At 40.6% G+C, this 18,131-nt stretch carries 29 protein-coding genes; all 29 read left to right on the top strand.

The annotated features are described in order from the left end of the window. Positions 1 to 69: 69 nt before the first annotated feature. Positions 70 to 1,038: an amidohydrolase family protein gene (locus tag NV379_RS17565; RefSeq protein ID WP_258208634.1), complete on the top strand. Its 969-nt coding sequence runs from the start codon at positions 70 to 72 to the stop codon at positions 1,036 to 1,038. Between the two features lie 165 nt (positions 1,039 to 1,203). Beyond that, positions 1,204 to 1,704: a hypothetical protein gene (locus tag NV379_RS17560; RefSeq protein ID WP_258208633.1), complete on the top strand. Its 501-nt coding sequence runs from the start codon at positions 1,204 to 1,206 to the stop codon at positions 1,702 to 1,704. A 12-nt stretch (positions 1,705 to 1,716) separates the two neighbouring features. Further along, positions 1,717 to 2,274, top strand: coding sequence for a pyridoxamine 5'-phosphate oxidase family protein (locus tag NV379_RS17555; protein ID WP_258208632.1), 558 nt, complete (start codon positions 1,717 to 1,719; stop codon positions 2,272 to 2,274). A 46-nt stretch (positions 2,275 to 2,320) separates the two neighbouring features. Continuing rightward, the gene (locus NV379_RS17550) at positions 2,321 to 2,875 is read left to right on the top strand and encodes a GNAT family N-acetyltransferase (RefSeq protein WP_258208631.1); all 555 of its coding nucleotides are present in this window, start codon (positions 2,321 to 2,323) and stop codon (positions 2,873 to 2,875) included. Between the two features lie 109 nt (positions 2,876 to 2,984). Then, positions 2,985 to 3,338, top strand: coding sequence for a hypothetical protein (locus tag NV379_RS17545; protein WP_258208630.1), 354 nt, complete (start codon positions 2,985 to 2,987; stop codon positions 3,336 to 3,338). A 4-nt stretch (positions 3,339 to 3,342) separates the two neighbouring features. Next, positions 3,343 to 4,077 (top strand): YdcF family protein, encoded by a 735-nt coding sequence (locus NV379_RS17540; RefSeq protein ID WP_258208629.1) that lies wholly within the window; start codon positions 3,343 to 3,345, stop codon positions 4,075 to 4,077. 20 nt (positions 4,078 to 4,097) lie between these two features. Further along, entirely contained in the window at positions 4,098 to 4,544 is a 447-nt protein-coding gene (locus tag NV379_RS17535; RefSeq protein ID WP_258208628.1) for a GNAT family N-acetyltransferase, read from the top strand. Further along, positions 4,541 to 5,236 carry a YjjG family noncanonical pyrimidine nucleotidase gene (locus NV379_RS17530; protein ID WP_258208627.1) on the top strand — a complete coding sequence of 232 codons (696 nt, stop codon included), beginning with the start codon at positions 4,541 to 4,543 and terminating at the stop codon, positions 5,234 to 5,236. The genes NV379_RS17535 and NV379_RS17530 overlap by 4 nt, the downstream gene beginning before the upstream one ends. Before the next feature lie 19 nt (positions 5,237 to 5,255). Continuing rightward, entirely contained in the window at positions 5,256 to 5,804 is a 549-nt protein-coding gene (locus NV379_RS17525; protein ID WP_258208626.1) for a GNAT family N-acetyltransferase, read from the top strand. A gap of 109 nt (positions 5,805 to 5,913) precedes the next feature. After that, positions 5,914 to 6,540, top strand: a complete 627-nt coding sequence (locus NV379_RS17520) for a hypothetical protein (RefSeq protein ID WP_258208625.1) — start codon at positions 5,914 to 5,916, stop codon at positions 6,538 to 6,540. A gap of 18 nt (positions 6,541 to 6,558) precedes the next feature. After that, positions 6,559 to 7,008: a GNAT family N-acetyltransferase gene (locus NV379_RS17515; RefSeq protein ID WP_258208624.1), complete on the top strand. Its 450-nt coding sequence runs from the start codon at positions 6,559 to 6,561 to the stop codon at positions 7,006 to 7,008. After that, positions 7,005 to 7,559 (top strand): GNAT family N-acetyltransferase, encoded by a 555-nt coding sequence (locus NV379_RS17510; protein WP_258208623.1) that lies wholly within the window; start codon positions 7,005 to 7,007, stop codon positions 7,557 to 7,559. The genes NV379_RS17515 and NV379_RS17510 overlap by 4 nt, the downstream gene beginning before the upstream one ends. Beyond that, a complete protein-coding gene (locus tag NV379_RS17505; RefSeq protein WP_258208622.1) occupies positions 7,543 to 8,142 on the top strand; it encodes a class I SAM-dependent methyltransferase in 600 nt (199 codons plus the stop codon). The genes NV379_RS17510 and NV379_RS17505 overlap by 17 nt, the downstream gene beginning before the upstream one ends. A gap of 26 nt (positions 8,143 to 8,168) precedes the next feature. After that, positions 8,169 to 8,555 (top strand): tautomerase family protein, encoded by a 387-nt coding sequence (locus NV379_RS17500; RefSeq protein WP_258208621.1) that lies wholly within the window; start codon positions 8,169 to 8,171, stop codon positions 8,553 to 8,555. 25 nt (positions 8,556 to 8,580) lie between these two features. Beyond that, a complete protein-coding gene (locus NV379_RS17495) occupies positions 8,581 to 9,111 on the top strand; it encodes a GNAT family N-acetyltransferase (protein WP_258208620.1) in 531 nt (176 codons plus the stop codon). Between the two features lie 47 nt (positions 9,112 to 9,158). Next, positions 9,159 to 9,791 carry a hydrolase gene (locus NV379_RS17490; RefSeq protein ID WP_258208619.1) on the top strand — a complete coding sequence of 211 codons (633 nt, stop codon included), beginning with the start codon at positions 9,159 to 9,161 and terminating at the stop codon, positions 9,789 to 9,791. Between the two features lie 30 nt (positions 9,792 to 9,821). Further along, positions 9,822 to 10,277, top strand: a complete 456-nt coding sequence (locus NV379_RS17485) for an NUDIX domain-containing protein (RefSeq protein ID WP_258208618.1) — start codon at positions 9,822 to 9,824, stop codon at positions 10,275 to 10,277. Between the two features lie 18 nt (positions 10,278 to 10,295). After that, entirely contained in the window at positions 10,296 to 10,640 is a 345-nt protein-coding gene (locus NV379_RS17480) for an avidin-fold protein (protein WP_258208617.1), read from the top strand. A gap of 27 nt (positions 10,641 to 10,667) precedes the next feature. After that, the gene (locus NV379_RS17475; protein ID WP_258208616.1) at positions 10,668 to 11,144 is read left to right on the top strand and encodes an NUDIX hydrolase; all 477 of its coding nucleotides are present in this window, start codon (positions 10,668 to 10,670) and stop codon (positions 11,142 to 11,144) included. A gap of 4 nt (positions 11,145 to 11,148) precedes the next feature. Then, a complete protein-coding gene (locus NV379_RS17470; RefSeq protein WP_258208615.1) occupies positions 11,149 to 11,286 on the top strand; it encodes a hypothetical protein in 138 nt (45 codons plus the stop codon). 95 nt (positions 11,287 to 11,381) lie between these two features. Then, the gene (locus tag NV379_RS17465) at positions 11,382 to 11,849 is read left to right on the top strand and encodes a GNAT family N-acetyltransferase (RefSeq protein ID WP_258208614.1); all 468 of its coding nucleotides are present in this window, start codon (positions 11,382 to 11,384) and stop codon (positions 11,847 to 11,849) included. A 91-nt stretch (positions 11,850 to 11,940) separates the two neighbouring features. Then, a complete protein-coding gene (locus NV379_RS17460; protein ID WP_258208613.1) occupies positions 11,941 to 12,660 on the top strand; it encodes a class I SAM-dependent methyltransferase in 720 nt (239 codons plus the stop codon). A 291-nt stretch (positions 12,661 to 12,951) separates the two neighbouring features. Further along, on the top strand, positions 12,952 to 13,386 hold the full coding sequence (locus NV379_RS17455) for a hypothetical protein (RefSeq protein WP_258208612.1): 435 nt from the start codon (positions 12,952 to 12,954) through the stop codon (positions 13,384 to 13,386). 92 nt (positions 13,387 to 13,478) lie between these two features. Beyond that, positions 13,479 to 14,363, top strand: coding sequence for a prenyltransferase/squalene oxidase repeat-containing protein (locus NV379_RS17450; RefSeq protein WP_258208611.1), 885 nt, complete (start codon positions 13,479 to 13,481; stop codon positions 14,361 to 14,363). Positions 14,364 to 14,426: 63 nt separating this feature from the next. Further along, the gene (locus NV379_RS17445) at positions 14,427 to 15,176 is read left to right on the top strand and encodes an AAA family ATPase (protein ID WP_258208610.1); all 750 of its coding nucleotides are present in this window, start codon (positions 14,427 to 14,429) and stop codon (positions 15,174 to 15,176) included. Between the two features lie 127 nt (positions 15,177 to 15,303). Continuing rightward, a complete protein-coding gene (locus NV379_RS17440) occupies positions 15,304 to 15,921 on the top strand; it encodes an NUDIX hydrolase (protein ID WP_258208609.1) in 618 nt (205 codons plus the stop codon). 25 nt (positions 15,922 to 15,946) lie between these two features. Beyond that, entirely contained in the window at positions 15,947 to 16,393 is a 447-nt protein-coding gene (locus NV379_RS17435; RefSeq protein WP_258208608.1) for a hypothetical protein, read from the top strand. Positions 16,394 to 16,737: 344 nt separating this feature from the next. Continuing rightward, positions 16,738 to 17,196, top strand: coding sequence for a hypothetical protein (locus NV379_RS17430; protein WP_258208607.1), 459 nt, complete (start codon positions 16,738 to 16,740; stop codon positions 17,194 to 17,196). A gap of 15 nt (positions 17,197 to 17,211) precedes the next feature. Further along, the gene (locus tag NV379_RS17425) at positions 17,212 to 18,003 is read left to right on the top strand and encodes a phosphotransferase (protein ID WP_258208606.1); all 792 of its coding nucleotides are present in this window, start codon (positions 17,212 to 17,214) and stop codon (positions 18,001 to 18,003) included. Positions 18,004 to 18,131: the final 128 nt, after the last annotated feature.

The raw sequence follows: 18,131 nt of genomic DNA, 5'->3' as shown, positions 1-18,131 counted from the left end.
TTCTTTGTAAAAATTGTTGTTTTATGTAAGTAGATTTGTTGTATGATAGATAGAAAGTGAGGAAACACCATGAGGCAGGTCAGACCTGAACTATTCGAGAAGTACAAGCATCTTGGGCTTATTGATGTCCATAATCATGACGCAGATTATTACATGCACCAAGGTTCGATTGAGACTTGGGAACGATATTATATCGATAAGACGGTACTGTTTGGTGCTATTTCAGAGCCTTCAGCAATTCAGAGCGACCGCTTGTCTTGGGAAGCGTATGAGAAGTTTCCACATAAGTTCTACCCGTTCTTCTCCGGTTTTCCTATGCACGACAAGCAGGGACTACATACAATTAAGCAGAATCTTGAAAAAGGTTACTATGGAATAGGAGAGACTGTTGCAGCTTCCACATATTCTCCCTTAACATCGAAGTTAGAATGGAAAGCTCAGCATCCGATGGATGGGAACTTACCAGAAATTTACCAGCTTTGCGTTGAGTATCACGTTCCGATCCTGCTTCATATAGACCCTCCATTTGGAGAAGTTATTGATCAATTAGAAATTGCTTTAGATACATATCCAGACACATCTTTCATTTTCGCACATGCCAATGTATTTAACCCGCCACGTCATATTGAACATTTACTGAGTAAACATCCTAATTTATATATGGACTTCTTTGCAGGGTTTGCAGCTTACGATCCTAACAATGAATACCCACTTGAAGATTATATTCCCGTTATTAAGAAGTACCCCACCCAATTTCTACTAAGCACGGATTCTGCTTGTGCACAGAACCTTGATTATGAGAAGGCGATTAACGCTATGTATGAAGTCATTGATCTGTGTCAGGATGAGAGAATCGGTGAACAGATTGGTCGAACGAATTTCTTACAGCTAATTGAATCGCAACCTCCAACTCAAACCCAATTTGCAATTATTAATAAATACAGCACTACACTTCCAGAATCAATCAACTTACATACACTTAATAAACGTCAAGCACATGAACTAATGATTAAATACAACTTATATCCACGAGGGTGAGCTATGAATTGTAATTACCATCCATCCATAACAGCAAATATATCCTGTAGTCATTGTGAAATCCCCCTATGCACGGAATGCCAGCATAATGAACACACCGAATACTGCTGGATATGCGGGCTTGAACATCAGAATGAATTGTTATCTGAGAGGCATCAACTGCAATTGAAACTATCTCATTTATTTGAAAATAAATATTTCGCATATATCACTGGGAAGTTAGCTGCAGCTGGTGAGACTTGGATAGCATTCTGCTTGTTAGGCTGGATAGGTGCACTTGTAAATAACCCTTATGACTTCATGGATATATTTTTGCTAGCAATTGTATACACAACAGGCTTTGTATATACACTTGGTATATTTATCTCCATCATCATCGACGGAATCACATATGTACTCAGAAATAACAACAGGTATGTTGCTGTTTTACTTTATGGGCTATTTGGAATCTTATCTTCCGTTATTTATAAACAAATGCCATTTATAAAGATACTGATTAGTCATTTTCTAAGTGTGCCGGTGAATATGATGCTTTGTGGAGCTTTAGCTGTTGGTCTCTATGTCTTGTCAAAATGGAACAAAACGAAGGAGACCATGCTTCTATCTGCAATCATTGCGTTAAGTATTGCGGTATTTATAAATTTAGTCTTATATGGAAGCTTATAATGAGGTGAGGATATGGGTACGGTATACAATTCCATTTTGCCAGAACACGAGGCGTTTATTAACGAACAGAAGATGTTCTTCGTTGGTACTGCGGCATCAACAGGTCATGTGAACATTTCTCCTAAAGGTCATGATGTATTTCGTATTCTTTCCCCGAATCAGGTAGCTTACTTAGATCTGACGGGGAGCGGGAATGAAGCAAGTGCACATGTGACAGAGAGTAATCGGATGACATATATGTTTATCTCATTTGTTGGGAAGCCGCTAATCTTGCGATTGTATGGGAATGGCCGGGTAGTTCTTCCGAATACGGAAGAGTGGGATCAAGTTGCACCATTATTCGAATTATATCCAGGTTACCGGCAAATTTTCGTATCTGAAATCGAGATTGTAAAGACTTCCTGTGGGTTTAGCGTGCCACTCTTCTCTTATGAAGGAGATCGAGATACCTTACTAAAGTGGGCTGAGAACAAGGGTGCCGAGGGTTTGCAGCAATATTGGGAGAATAAGAACATGGAGAGCATGGACGGATTTCCAACTCCAATTGGTGTGCAACTTAAAGGGCGTTAATTACGTTAATAAATATATCATTCTTTTGAAAAGAGGGGCTTGCTCCATGTATCCGAATTTGACGATTAATCGCGTCACGCCGCAAGATGCTAGTACTGCATACCAAGTATTTGAGTTATCTATTGCTGATGCTTTTGATAAAGAAGGTAGTGGTCATCTCCTTAGCGATATCCAATCAGAGATTGTGCACAAGAAGCATTTGCTCGACCAAGCGCTAAGTCCCATGGGTATGGATTCGGATATATTGTTCCTCGTTGCTAAGCTTAATGACGTTGTCGTTGGGACGATTTCTTATGCGCCATGCGGTGATGATGTGAAAGTATGCACGAATCATCAGCTCGATGCTGTGGGTGAAGTGGGCAGCATGTATGTACTTCCGGCTTATCAGGATCAGGGCGTCGGATCGGCACTCATTCAAGCGCTACTTCGTCATTTACATGAGCGAGGAGTTGAGGAATTCTGCTTGGATAGCGGTTATCAACAAGCGCAAGGTAGATGGAAGCATAAATTTGGTACACCGTATGTAATCGTAGAAGACTATTGGGGGCAAGACTCTGACCATATGGTGTGGTATTGCAAGGTTAGGGATTATGTGAAGTGATTACGAAATCGATTATATAGTTGGAGATACAGATCATGTATTTCCAATTTTTATTTATCGTGCTAAAGTGGAGGAGATTGAGCAATTTGCTAGGATAATGGATAGGTGAATGAACTTGAAACACAGATTGATATTGCTTGTCGCATCAAGCTTACTTGGGGTACTCATTTTCATGCATGTGAGTGATTATGGGGTTCGTAACTTATGGGGGATGCCGCGACTAGAGATGGCTCAGGTTGATCTGATTCAGACCAGCAAGGGTCAGGAGCTAGATACATTTTTGGCGAAAAATATTAGAGTAAGTGATCATGATAGGCTCAGTGGCTTATTAGAAGGATCAGGTTGGAAGTTAGATGATCAACTGGGATCTGCTTATATTTTCACTAAAGAGCAGCAGAGAACGATTGTAACGTTAAAAAAACTCTCACGAGAGTATGTGGAAATTAAGGTTCAAATGGAGTGAAGCGATGACGAAGAGACCCGTGTATTTCGATATAGGTATATTGTTAGTGTGTTTGGGTATTTATTTGTTTTCAGGGGGAAGCTTTGGTGCGATGTTCGTCTGTGTGTTGGGTGCATTCATTCTCATCATGTGGCGCGTCGATTTTCGTAAGATCCCGATTGTGAAGAAGCTGCTTGTCGCAGGTGGTATCGTATTTGCCTTATCTTTTATCATCGTTCAAGCGATTATTCTCTCCGCATTTCGCGTTGATGATCATGAAGTTCATGATGTAGATTATGTTGTTGTACTCGGAGCGGGACTTCGTGGGACAGAACTTTCCCAGACGTTGTGGCTGCGTATGAATAGTGCACTAGATTATTTGAATGCGAATAAAGACATTCCTGTAATCGTATCAGGTGGACAAGGTCCTGGTGAAGATATTACCGAAGCGGAAGCGATGAGTAGGTATTTGCTACAGCATGGAATCGATAGTAGCCGAATCACGCTTGAGAGTAAAGCGACGAGTACAGAAGAGAATTTACTTTTCTCGAAAGCGGTATTAGAAGACAAGGGTGTCAAGAACCCTAGAATTCTAATCGTAACAAGCGATTACCATATGTTCAGAGCTAAGCATCTTGCCCAGGAGCAAGGTTATACGGCTTATGGTTTGACGAGTCATGGACCATTTTTCCTGACAATGAACTATATGATTCGGGAATATTTTGCAATGATCAAGATGGTGTTATACAAATTCATTTAAAGAGATTCGAGGGGTGCTGAATGATTAGTCTTCAGAAAGTAGATAAGAACAACTGGCGTGCATGCATGAAATTGGAGGTAAAGCCTGAACAAGTGAATTTCGTTGCTTCTAATATGTTTTCTATTGCTCAAGTACAGTTTTTAGAGAATTTTGAAGCAAAAGCAATCTATGATGCCGAGACGCTAGTTGGCTTTACAATGTTCGGTAAGGATGAAGATGACGGAAACTATTGGATTCATCGGTTGATGATCGATGAAGCGTTTCAAGGTATGGGCTACGGGAAGAAAGCAATTGAGTTAATTATGGAGGAAGTAAGGCAGAAGGATGATCGTACGGATGTACTGCTTATTAGTTATCGGCCTGAGAATGATCTGGCACGAAAATTGTATGCGAAAGTAGGGTTTATTGAAGAAGGGATTACAGAATGGTCGGGTGGCGAAGTTGTCGCTAGGTATCATTTTTCATGAAGTATGATGTGATATTATTCGATGCAGACGATACGTTGTTTGACTTTACCCAGTGTGAAGCACATGCATTAACCAATGCGTTTAGCAATCAAGGATTAGAGCTTCAAGCTGAACATGTAACGAGTTATCGGAAGATTAATCAGCAATTATGGAATGAGTATGAGCAAGGGCAAGTGAATTTAGATCAGTTGCGTACGCTTCGATTTGAAAGATTTATCGAAGAACATAACTTGAGCAGTATCAATCCATCGCTATTCGGTGAGCAATACTTGCAACTATTAAGTGAAGGTTCTTTCCTTGTGGAAGGTGCAGCTGAGCTCTGTCATGAGCTAGCAGCAAGCGGATACCGACTAGCGATTATTACGAATGGGATTAAGCAGGTACAGCTAAGCCGAATTGGTCGATCAGAGATTGGTACATTGTTCGAGCAGATTATTGTGTCGGAGGAAACTGGTTTCCAGAAGCCGCAGCAAGAAATTTTCGATTATGCATTTGACAAGCTGAATCTGACAGATCGAGTAAGAACGATTATGGTGGGAGACTCTCTCAGTTCAGATATTCAAGGCGGTAACAATTACGGTATTGATACGTGCTGGTTTAACCCGCATGGTACAGAACAGGTATCAGGTATTAAGCCAACTTATGAGATTCTGGAACTAGCGCAATTGAAAGCCATAGTTGGTATAGATTAACTCGGGGAGGGTACAGGAGATGGCTCATATAATCGGATCAAGAATTATGTTACGGGAATACCGCAAGGAAGATTTACCGGCAATTCGTAAGTGGGTGAACAACTATGAAATTACGAAGAACTTATCCGATGCGTTCCTCTATCCAATGACGATCGAAGCGACTGAGAAGCGCTTGAATGGCAAGCTTGAAGGTAAACCCGATATGCAGGGTTTTGTTATCGCTGACAAAGAAACGGAAGAGTATCTAGGTCAAGTTGATTTGTTTAGTATCGATTGGAAGAATCGAAATGCTATACTTGGCATTGTACTCGCTGTAACTTCTGATCAGAATAAAGGCTATGGGACGGAATCCATTAAGCTGATGCTTAACTTTGCATTTCAACAGATGAACTTATATCGAATCCAGCTTCATGTGAATCCGAAGAATGCCATTGCGATTCATTGTTATGAAAAATGCGGTTTCCAGCACGAAGGTCGTCTAAGAAGCCATCGGTTCACCGAAGGAGAATATGGAGATGATCTTATCATGGGTATCTTGCGTCATGAATTTTTGGAATTAAATAAATAATGACCCGATTACTTACGATGCCTCGACAGTGAAAATTCATTTCCTGCGGGGCTTTTGCTGTTGGTAACTCGGTAGGTAGAAATGCTTAATGATTGGAGGTCAAAGATAAATGGAGATGTTACCGGATACGTTTATGCGAACATTCTTGCTGGATATGAAGCAAGCGCTAATGAATTGGGACGAGCGTATTCGTGCTCAATACTTAAGTTCGCCGTACAAGGACACCTTTTACAAAGATTATTACAAAGGTATTGGCACATGGTCGGTGACTGAACCGATTATTAAGTTTTTAGTCTATGTAGAACTGCTGCCTAAGTACAAGATTCGTCCTGAGGATTATGCGTATTCGAATAAAAAAATACTTGACCTTGCCTTATATACAAAATTGGAAGATCATAGCTATATAAGTGAAATTGGAATTGAACTTAAATGGGCTAGATTTAAGAAAAACGGGCTTATGTACCAAGCTTCTCTCCAGAGCTTAATAAATGATTTTGTCAAAATGAAAGCTTTAGCAAATGAACATAAATACTTCATTCAGCATGCGATATCGGACTTAGGCATTGTTCTAGATATCGAAAACTTGAATCAACAAGTGCTTCAGCAAACAGATGGGAGATTGCTTCGGACATACATACCTGAACTTATTGCGATTGAATCATTCGAGATTTGGGGTGCAAGTAGGGAGACGAAGAAGAACTTTAACCTATGTTTATGGAAAATACATAGGAAGTAACTGGAGGAGGCAGGATAGATGATTTTTCGAAAAGCAACTATTAATGATTTACCTGCAATTGTACGCATGCTAGCGGATGATGAGCTTGGAGCAACACGTGAGCAATATCGTGATCCACTTCCACAGGTGTACATTGATGCTTTTGAAAGAATGGAACGTCAAGAAGGGAACCAAATTATCGTTGCGGTTGAGGGAGAAGACGTCATGGGCTGCTTGCAGCTTACTTACATACCAGGTGTAGTGCGACTTGGCATGCTGCGTGCTCAAATTGAGGGTGTGCGTGTAGATCGGAACCATCGCAGTAAAGGGGTGGGCGAAGCGCTGTTCAAGTATGCGATTCAATTGGCTGAAGATGCTGGATGTGGGCTTGTACAATTAACAACAGATAAAGCGCGCACGGATGCCCATCGATTCTACGAGCGACTCGGATTTGTTATCAGTCATGAAGGGATGAAGTTATACTTATGACAATTGAGATTGAGACAGGGCGACTGATTCTGAAGACTATTGATGAATCCTATACTAATCAACTACTCAATTATGTGCTTCGCAATCAACATTTCTTAGAAGAATGGGAAGTTGCCCGAACAGCGGATTATTACACATTGGACATGCAGAGAAGATTAATTTCGGGGGATCTTCTTCAGATCGAACAGGGGCAAGTAGTTAAAGTGTGGATGTACACGAAGGAACAGCCTGATGTCATGATTGGTTCAATCGCGCTCAGCAACATCGTAAGAGGTGCGTTCTTGTCCTGTTTCTTGGGATATCGTCTCGATCATGCCGCTAAGAATAAGGGTTACATGACGGAAGGAATCCGTAGAATGATTGAAGTTGCCTTTGAGGAGCTAGAACTACATCGCATCGAAGCGAACATTATGCCGAAGAATGCTGCATCGCTCAAGGTTGTTCAGAAGTTAGGCTTCTATGAGGAAGGTTTAGCGAAGAACTACTTGAGAATCAATGGCAAGTGGGAAGATCACATCCATATGGTACTGCGCAATGAACAGATGGAGTAAGGGGTTCGTCCAGTATTATGATCGGCTAATGGGACCGTTGGAGCAGAAGAGATTCCGACGGATTCGAGCCGAGCTCGTGGGTAAAGCAAGTGGTAACGTATTAGAGGTGGGCTGCGGAACAGGTATCAATTTCGATTTTTACAAGAATGTACGTGTGACAGCAATTGAACCGAACCCTATTTTTCGAAAAATAGCACTGGAACGCGCGTCTTCTACACTTGCAGAGGTTCATGTTATAGAAGGAAATGCTGAGCAGTTGCCTTTTACAAATCACACATTCGATACGGTCATCGGAACCCTCATTCTTTGTACCATTCCAGATCCTGTGCAAGCCATTCGAGAGATGAAGAGGGTTTGTAAGCCAGCTGGAACCCTATTACTGTTTGAGCATGTACGGCACAAGAACATCATGTTGGCGACTCTGCAAGATGTCATGACTCCGATTTGGAAAAAGGTCTGCGATGGCTGCCACTTGAATCGGGACACGATAGAGCTGATTCGTGAGGAAGGGTTTGAGATCGTGGAGGTTAAGACGTATTTGAGTTCGATTTTTGTGACGATAGAGATAAGAAATAGGGGTTAATCACTCAATAATGGGAGGAATCATTCATGGCGCAAGTGAAAATATTCGGGTTAACAAGTGCAATTAAACCGATTCAGTCTCAACTCTCTGAACGCATTCATTCCTGTATTGTGGATGCTATGGCATTGCCAGCTGACAAGAAGTTTCATCGTTTTATATGCATGGACAAGGAAGATTTCATCTATCCAGCGGATCGTACAGAGCAATACCTAATTATCGAGATTAGTATGTTTGAGGGCAGATCAATAGAAGCTAAGAAAACCCTGTATCGCCTACTCTTCGAACGATTAGGTACTATTGGGATCAGCAAGAATGACATTGAGATTACGATATTCGAGACACCGAAGCACAATTGGGGGATTCGAGGTCTTCCAGCAGATGAACTGCAGTTGAACTATAAAGTTGATGTGTAATTTGCTTTCGTGAAAGGGGAAGAGTATGAGGATTCATGGTAAGAAAGTAAGTCTGACTAGGGTTACAGAGGATGATCTAGATTTTATAAGCATGCTCGAATGCAATATGGAGCTATGGTTGTATGAAGAGGAGGTGTATATTGCAACAGATCCGAATGCTGTCAGAGACAGATACCTGAAGAAAATGGATTCATCCTATGCCTATGACTTTGTGATCTGGACATTAGTCGATGATGTTCAAGTTCCAATAGGATTAGCTCAGATGTGGAGTTATAACGAGCACAGGAAGAGTTGGGAGCTTGGATTTGCCATTTTACAAGATTATCAAGGTCATGGTTATGGAACAGAGGCGATTAAGCTGCTCTTAGATTATGCATTTGAACAATTACAAGCACACAAAGTTGTTGGGATGTGCAATTCCAACAATGTACACTCTGCTAAGCTTATGGAACGTGTAGGTATGAGAAGAGAAGGGACATTCCGCGAGGAATTGTTCTGGAACAAGGAATGGCATGATCAACACTTCTATTCGATTTTGGAAAGTGAGTATAAGTGAATTAATATATTTGAATTTTCAAATTTTTATTAGAGGTGACAATGGCGATGGGATCAAGAATGATGCATCTTATTATCGTGAATCAGATCGCGGATCGATTAAGTATGCATGAAAAAGGTGCATTCTTACTGGGAGGAGTAGCGCCAGACGCGGTCTCTACGAAAGAAGAGTCACATTTCTTTGCAGGCAGTCATGTTGACTATACGAGGTACGTGGACTATGAAGGTTTTCTGAGCAAGTATAGTTCCTATAAACATACTAAGTACATATTGGGTTACTATACGCACTTGATTGCTGATGATCTATGGCTTAAGGGCTTCTACATGCCTTGGCTGAAAAATAGGTTGGAGCAAGATTCAGATTTGCTGAAGCGGTATCACCATGATTTTACCTTGTTAAATGGGAAGTTGTTGAATTACTATTCATTTCCTAAAGAGCTCATGCTAAGTATAGCCGCTGAGATTGAAAAAGTAAGAACGGTTGAAATCCAAGAGGTAAGAGAGCAAGATCTCATTTCATTTATGCCGGAGTTATGGGAGGATATGACTTTCAAGGAACAATCACTTGCTGAACCACTTCGCGTGTTTACGTTAGATCAGATTGTGGGTTACATAGAGACTTCAGTTGATAGGGGTACGATGTATTTAAGGAAGCTGTTCGATCAAGAAGTGAGTGTATAAACCAATAAATAATTGTTTAAGGAGATAACCATGAAACCAATTCGAAATTCTGCGAAAGCAGTCATTATTGAGAACGACCGTATTCTTTTGACAGTAAATAAAGATCAAGAAGGGATCTTCTATCTTTTCCCTGGCGGAGGGCAAGACAAAGGGGAAGCGCTTCGTGATACTGTTATCCGTGAATGTCTCGAAGAAATTGGATATCGTGTAATACCTAGAGATATTGCTAATATCCGAGAATATATTGGTAAGAATCATCAACATGCTGAATTTGATTATGATGTCCATCAAGTGGAGTATTACATTACATGTGAAATCGATTATGAAGTGAGACAAATTGAAGCTACGAATGCAGATGATATGCAGATAGGGATTGAATGGGTTGAACTGAGTCGCCTCGATGACATAAGGTTGTATCCCAGTAAGATGAGCGGCCAACTTCAAGGTCGAGAAAGTAAGGTTTGTTATCTCGGCGATGTGAATTAATGGAGGGAACGATTGCATATGAATCCAATTCATTATGATGGCAAAATATTTAGAATTGCTCAGAATACAGAAAATGGCGAAGTGAATCAGGAGACGATTTTTAAATATAGGCAAGAAGGAAACAGAGTGTGGGCAGAATATGCAGGTGGAGGCATTGTGGTGGGAAGTCTTGTAGCGGTAGTCGATGATCATGGAAAGCTGGATATGCGATACCACCACATTAATGAGCATAATGAGCTAATGACAGGAAAGTGTGAGTCAACGCCTGAGCTGCTACCTAGCGGAAAACTTCGTCTTCATGAAGAATGGGAATGGACATGCAGAGATTGTTCGAAGGGTAGTTCGATCGTCGAAGAAATCTAGCTATTTACTTACAAGTGGGGTGACATCATGGGTTACGTCGAAGATTTGAGAGCGATAGTAGGACATCGCCCTGTCATATTGGTTGGTTCTGTTGTAATTGTGGTGGATGAGGCCGGTAAAATCCTGCTCCAGCAACGGACAGTGCCTCATGGGTCATGGGGATTGCCAGGCGGGTTAATGGAGCTAGGTGAGTCTGTGGAAGATACGGCTCGTAGGGAGCTTTATGAAGAGACAAACTTGCAAGCGGGTAAGCTTGAGCTCGTTCATATTCATTCTGGAGCAAGCAGCTTCGTCAAAGTTCCTAATGGTGATGAGTTCTTTGTTGTGGCGGTCGCGTTCTATACTACGGATGTCCATGGTGAGCTAAAGGTTGATCATTCCGAAGCCTTGGATATGAAATATTATGAGCCAAGTGAGCTTACGAGCTTAAAGATGGTAGGAAGTCATCGGGAGATGATTCGGGTGTTTATGGAGAAGCATTATGACAATTTAATTAAGGAGTAACTACATGATACACATTCTAGAAGAACCAACAGGTGAAACTTACAAACAATTAATTGCCCTCGAGAATATGGGGGTTATTGAGAACTTTAATGAGGATGAACTTGTGAGATTGAGAGAGATGAAAGAATTGATGTTTTACTAGGAGGGTCATCAGGAATGGAATTCTTCTTCACAAACAAATGAACGACTAGATCAAATCATTGATTTAATAAAACATGAGAGGAAAGGTGATCCCCCATGCTAATGCGTCTAGCCGATGAGAATGATATTGATCAACTGATCAAAATGAGATGGGACTTTACATTCGAATATAGTGAAGTGATAGAAGAAGTAGATGAAGATTTTCTAGAGTTTGATAGAGAGTGTAGAACGTTCTTAGAAGCAGCTTTGAAAAGTAAAGATTGGTTTATTTGGATTGCTGATCGCAATGGGCAGATCATATCGCATGTGTATGTAGAGTTGGTTCATAAAGTACCGCGTCCAGGAAGAGTTACACATCCTTTTGTGTACATGACCAATGTGTATACACTTCCTGCTTACAGAGGTAGAGGGATTGCCAGCCAGTTGTTTAAGAAGATTGAAGACTGGGCGAAGTGCCAGAAGTATGAATTTATCATCGTATGGCCGAGTGAGTGGAGTATAGATTTTTATGAGCAAAATGGATATAAACATTGCAAAGCGCCGATGGAGTTATCTCTGGATTAGAGAGGCCTTAATTGTTATGATAATAGAAGCGTATACATAGAGGAACTTACTTCTGAGTGGAGTTAAGAATGAATAGAGGAGCTGAGCCAAGATGAGTGGAGCGAACGATGAGAATCAAGGGTTGGAATTAAGTCGGATTATTTTCATAGGAAGAACGTTTGAAGAGTATAAAGTGATGTTTGGGCTTACGGAGGAAGAAATTCGAGCATATGAAATCTTGGATTGTCCGTCAGGAGCTTGTTCATTTACGGCAATAGCGAATGGGCTCGGTGGGCGGGTAACGGCGGCGGATATTGCGTACTATCATGCAGTTGAGGAGCTTAACGACAAAGGTCTTCAAGATATTGAACATGCGATAGAGAGCATTGCTAAAGTAAAAAATAAATACGTGTGGGACTATTTCTCAAACGTAAATGAATTGAAAGATGCGCGTATATCCGCGCTAATGAACAGCGTGCAAGACATGAAAAATTCACCCCAAAGCTACAATGCTGTGACACTCCCGCTATTACCTTTTGCTAATAACCAATTCGATCTAACCTTGTCCGCACATTTCTTATTCACGTATGCTGATCGTCTAGACTTTGAGTTTCACAAGCAAACCATTCAAGAATTGCTAAGGGTGACACGTAAGGAGATTCGAATCTTTCCATTAGTCGATCTAACTGGCAATCGGTATGAGCATTTGGATACGATTATTCATTACTTACAAGAAGAAGGATGCACGGTGACTGAAGTGAAAGTGGATTATGAATTCCAGCGGTATGCGAATCGTATGTTGAGGGTGAGTAAATGTGAACAAGATTATTGAAGAAGGAATTTATAAATTCATCGATCTGCTTAAAAGCAAGGACCTATAATTATATACTAAAGTAAAAGGATCACTCTGAAGCAGCAACTATGCATACATCAGAATGGTCCTTTTTTTATCAAGCACTATGTAAGATTAATTGTTTGAGTTCAGGCGCTGCTTTGACAGCACCGTACACTTGAGTGGGTTCTACAACTTGTTGGAAAGCGCTGGAGTCACGTCCATAACCTTCGCGAAATATGACAGTTTACTTCTTTCAAAATTCAATAATAGTATGAAAGGAGGATAAGTATGCAACCGACAGAAATAATAGAAATTATGATTTTTGTGATTGTGATTGTAATAAACGTTATTATCTTAATCTTTTTAAAAGGTAATTGGCGAAAGATTGGTTTGATATTAGCATTAACTACATTTGTAGTTTATTGTATCTTTTTAGTGGCTCGTCCTTTTTGGATAGATGCACAAATAGACAAGAAAGTGGAATTGTTAGAATCATACTTAGAAGAGCATTATCCAAAGGAAGAATGGACTATCTCCACAGTTCCTCATAGGAAAGAGGGTTTTAAAAACGTAAACCAATACTATATTGGTGTTGTTTTTGAAAATGAACCAGAAGTTACTTATGATTACTGGGTAGAAAGTAAGAATAACATCTATCAAATTAGTTATTCAACAAAAAATGGGTTAAAGGAATTAAAGCATATGGAAAAGTTGAATGAATGAAAATGAGAACATATGTGTTGTTTTTGCGTCAATATAATGGTAAAATTTAGTTAGTGGCTTGTCCCATAAAATTTAGAATTGGAGGCAATAGGATGATCGATTCTCAAGTGTTGCTACGTGCGAAGGATTTTATATATAAGCATGCTCGTTTGCTTGATCGCAAGCGTTATGAGTATCATTTTGAAGGTGGCTCAAGTGAAGAAGTGATTAAGGTGCTTCGTGCATACCAGAATGCAGATGGAGGTTTCGGGAATGCGCTTGAACCTGATATTCGAACTCCTCATAGTCAGCCTGTTCCAACCGAGATGGCGTTTATGGTTATGGATGAAGTGAATCATTATGATCAAGAAATTGTCCAAGGAATTGTAGAGTATTTGAAGAACAGAACGCTGCCTGAGGGTGGTTTGCCATTTATTTTTAAAGATGCAAGTGAATATCCGCATACTCCTTGGTGGGCAATTGAGGATGACCGTCAAGCTTCTATTAATCCAACAGGATCGATGGTTGGGTATTTGTACAAGCAGAATGCATATAAGGACTTTGTGTATGAAGATTGGTTCAAGAAGAATGAGCAGTATACTTGGCAGTACTTAGACCAAGGGACTCCATCTGGATTCCATGACGGCATTCACTTGATTACGTTCTTGGAGAATGTACCTGACATGCTTAAAGCGAGCCAGCATTGGTCTAAAGTGGATGAGTGGCTTGCGCAGGCAGGAACAATTGAGCGTGATCCGCACGCTGACGGATATGTGCACAAAGTGCTCGACTGGAGTCCATTAGCTACAAGTTATGCAAGAAAGTTCGTTACCGAAGAAGAAGTGCAGAAGCACTTGGACTATCTAATCGAGCAACAACATGAGGACGGTGGTTGGCCAATTAGCTGGAATGCGATTTCCGCGGCAACAGAATATGAATGGCGTGGATGGCTGACAGTGGACAGGCTCCGCACTTTGAAATCTTATGGCGTTATTTAATCGAAGCGAATGAGTAGCTCCAACATCATGTAACAACTGCTTCAGATAAGGAGTTTTCTTACTATGCCTTTTTTAAAAAGAGTTCAACTCGACTGGTCGCAGTTAAATTCTGCGGAAAAAAAACAATACCCATTCAACATTCCAACGATCCGATCGATGAAACAATTGGTATTTAGGAATAATGTTACGTTCTTTATTGGTGAGAATGGATCGGGGAAATCTACGCTGCTTGAAGCGATAGGACAATCTTGCGGGTTTAGTACGGTTGGCGGACGTGATCTGATGATCACCAAAGAGAAGGACGATGTTTCGCTCGCTGAAATTATGAAGCTAGCTTGGCTGCCGAAGGTGAAAAGTGGGTTTTACTTCCGAGCAGAGACATTCGATACATTTGCGAATTATATCGATGAGCTTGCGAAAGATCCTTTTGTTGGTGGATCTGCATACAATGCGTATGGTGGTAAATCCTTGAATGAAAGATCGCATGGACAAGCATTCCTCACCTTTTTCCATAATCGATTCGATAAGAAAGGCATCTATTTGTTGGATGAACCGGAATCCGCATTGTCTCCCCAGAATCAGCTTGTGTTACTGAAACTTATTAAGGAGCTTGAGCGAAGCGGGCAAGCACAGTTCATTATTGCGACACATTCGCCGATTCTGATGGCTTATCCGAATGCAGTTCTGTATCATTTTACAGATAGTGGGGTAGAAACCATCGACTATGAACAGACCGACCATTACTTGCTGACTAAAGATTTCTTGAATAATCGAGAGCGGTATTTTCGGATGTTGTTTGAAGATGGGGAGTAGCGAAAACAAGTCAGACTGCTCAATAAGAGCGGTCTTTTTTATTGGGAAAACAAGGAATTTGGTAGGTATAAGGCGAATACTTATTTTCGAACATTTTCTACATCAATAGACAAAAGGGGTTAAATACATGCAACTAAAATGGTTAGAGTGGGCGAAGCAAATTCAAGCAATAAGTCAAACCGGACTTGCATACTCCAAAGATGTCTACGATCTTGAGCGATTTGAACAATTAAGATCGTTAAGTGTTGAGATTATGAATGAATATGTGGATGTAGAAAGTGAACAACTTAGAACCCTATTTGCAAGTGAGACAGGTTATGCGACTCCGAAAGTGGACGTGCGAGGGGTTGTTTTTCAAGATAATCAGATACTGTTAGTTCGTGAGCGAATTGATGGAGCTTGGGCTTTACCGGGAGGTTGGGCAGATATTGGTTTGTCACCGAAGGAAGTTGTAGTGAAAGAGATTCGTGAAGAGTCGGGTTATTTGACAGAGGCTGTTCGACTATTAGGTGTCTATGATACGAAGTTTCATGATCACCCGCCGTCAGCTTTCCATGTGTATAAGTTCTTTATTCTATGTAAAATAGTTGGCGGTGCCGCGATAACAGGTGTGGAGACGTTGGAAGTTGCATTTTTCAATGAGGATGAATTGCCTGCATTATCAACAGAGCGTAATACAGAGAAGCAAGTTCGAGAGATGTTTACATATCTAAAGAATGTGGATAAAGAAGGTTTCTGCGATTAATACCATGACACAAAGGTAGGTTTATATGAAGAAGAAGCTGCTTACATCATTTATCGTACTTTGCTGTTTGTTTGCTGGATTATTCTTTTTTATGAGTAATAAATCGGGTTCCAACTCGCTTCAAGTCACGGAGCTGTCGCAGTTCGTGAGTGAAATTAATGTCGGACAGGAATTTGAACTCAAGAGCTTAACGGATTTCGAATGGGACAAGGTATATATCGTGCCACCGTATGGTGACTTAAGTGTTCTTAACGATGTTAAAGGTATCGATCGGATTCAAAGTTCGATAAAGACAAGCGATTCGATCAGTCTATTGATTTTTGTAAAAGGAGACACCTTAACGCGCTTCGCGGAGGTTCCAAGGAACCAAGGTGACTTCGCGTTCGTCACTCGCAAAGAGTTTAAGGTTAATGAAGCAGTCTTTGTGAAGAAGAAATCGCCTGCGGGCACGACATTGATTAATAAGTTCTAGGTAAATTGTTTTCTAATAATTCAATAAAAGGTGTGAGCCTAATTGCTAGAACTACTTATCGTCCGCCATGGACAATCATTAGCGGATCTTGAAGATCGTTTCGAAGGTAGAGCAGATTTAGTCTTTGGAAAATTGCGGGGAACCATAGAAGGGTTGTATTCGCGAATTATGAGGAGCATCTTCGGGATATGGGAATGCAAAAGAATGGATGCAGTGAATAAAGAGTACCAGCAGATATTGATACATTTGTAAGGGTTCACGAAACCAATCTCTATGCCTTACAATTGTAATCTCGATATGCAAATCTACAACCACTATCTTAGATAATCAAAGGAGCAGCTTACATGAAGAATCCTATTTTTACAGTAAAGAATCCGTCCAGTCTTGGACTTATGATCATTATGTTATTAGTAGCTGTTTATAACGGGTACGGATTACTATTTGATCAGACACTTGATACGGAGAAATTAAATCTTAAGACATGGCTGACGATATTATGTTCGATCTATGTTGTCCTTGCAGGTTACCGTACGTTTATTAGTAAGAAACGGGAGTTAACGCTTAATCATAAAAGCATCATGATGGGTGGAACGGAGTTGCAAGCAAACGATATCTCGATCATTATGATTTCCTATGGAAAGAACCCGAACATTGGGATTAGACCCGGCCGTAAGCTTATGGTGCCGATGAAGTGGTCATTCCGATATGAGAAGGATCAAGAGCTTGGGGTACAACTCCTCGAACAATGGGCAAAAGCGAATAAGGTCGAAGTGCAGCGTGGGCAGTATATGAGATGGATTTAGTGAGAGGAAATTGAGATGACAAACCATGATAACGAAGAAAAACTAACAGGTGGGAACGTCTCTAACGTTTATCGATTAGGAGATACAGTGCGACGAGAATTAAAGCCAGACAGTCCGAAAATTCATAAGTTGTTGAAGCATTTGGAGAACAAAGGCTTTAGTTATGCACCTAAATTTATAGGCATTGATGATAAAGGAAGAGAGATCCTATCCTATATTGAAGGAGAAGCGGGTCATTATCCCTTAAAAGAATATGTATGGTCAGATGATGTCATAATCGAAATAGCGAAAATGCTCCGACTGTATCATGACGCAGTAAGTGATTTTGCATACGATGATGACTGGCAATCGATAGATAACACGCCTCAACTCTTTGAGGTTTTGTGTCATAATGATTTTGCCATATACAACATTATATTTAATCAGGAAAGACCAGTAGGTATTATTGATTATGATGTTGCTGGACCGGGTCCAAGGCTGTGGGACATTGCGTATACGCTATATACGTGTGTTCCTTTAAGTAGATTTTATTTCGCGGAGACAGGTGAGAAAGTTCATTATGATTCCCTGCAGCATGCTAGCCGCATACGTCATAGGGTAAGATTGTTCTTTGATTCTTATGGTGAGGCAATACCAGATCATTATTTGGGCATGGTATTGTTGCGATTAGAAGGATTATGCAAAACCATTACTAGGAAAGCAAGTGTTGGTGACACTGCTTTTCAGAAAATGATAGATGAAGGACATCTCGAACATTATCTGAGCGATATTCAATTCATTCGTGATCATGGGAAAGAGTGGATGTAGCAAACAGTGCATTCTGCATGTCTCTTCAGTATTAAAAAGCCATTCCCCCATCGGAATGGCTTTTCTCATTCAATTTTTGTAACCGCATTCATAACTGTCGTTGAATTCAGACAATTATTGCAGTAACA

The organism is Paenibacillus radicibacter (assembly GCF_024721995.1).
GTDB lineage: Bacteria > Bacillota > Bacilli > Paenibacillales > NBRC-103111 > Paenibacillus_AM > Paenibacillus_AM radicibacter.
The sequence above is the reverse complement of the archived record's forward strand: the minus strand, read 5'-3'. Positions and strand labels throughout refer to the sequence as shown.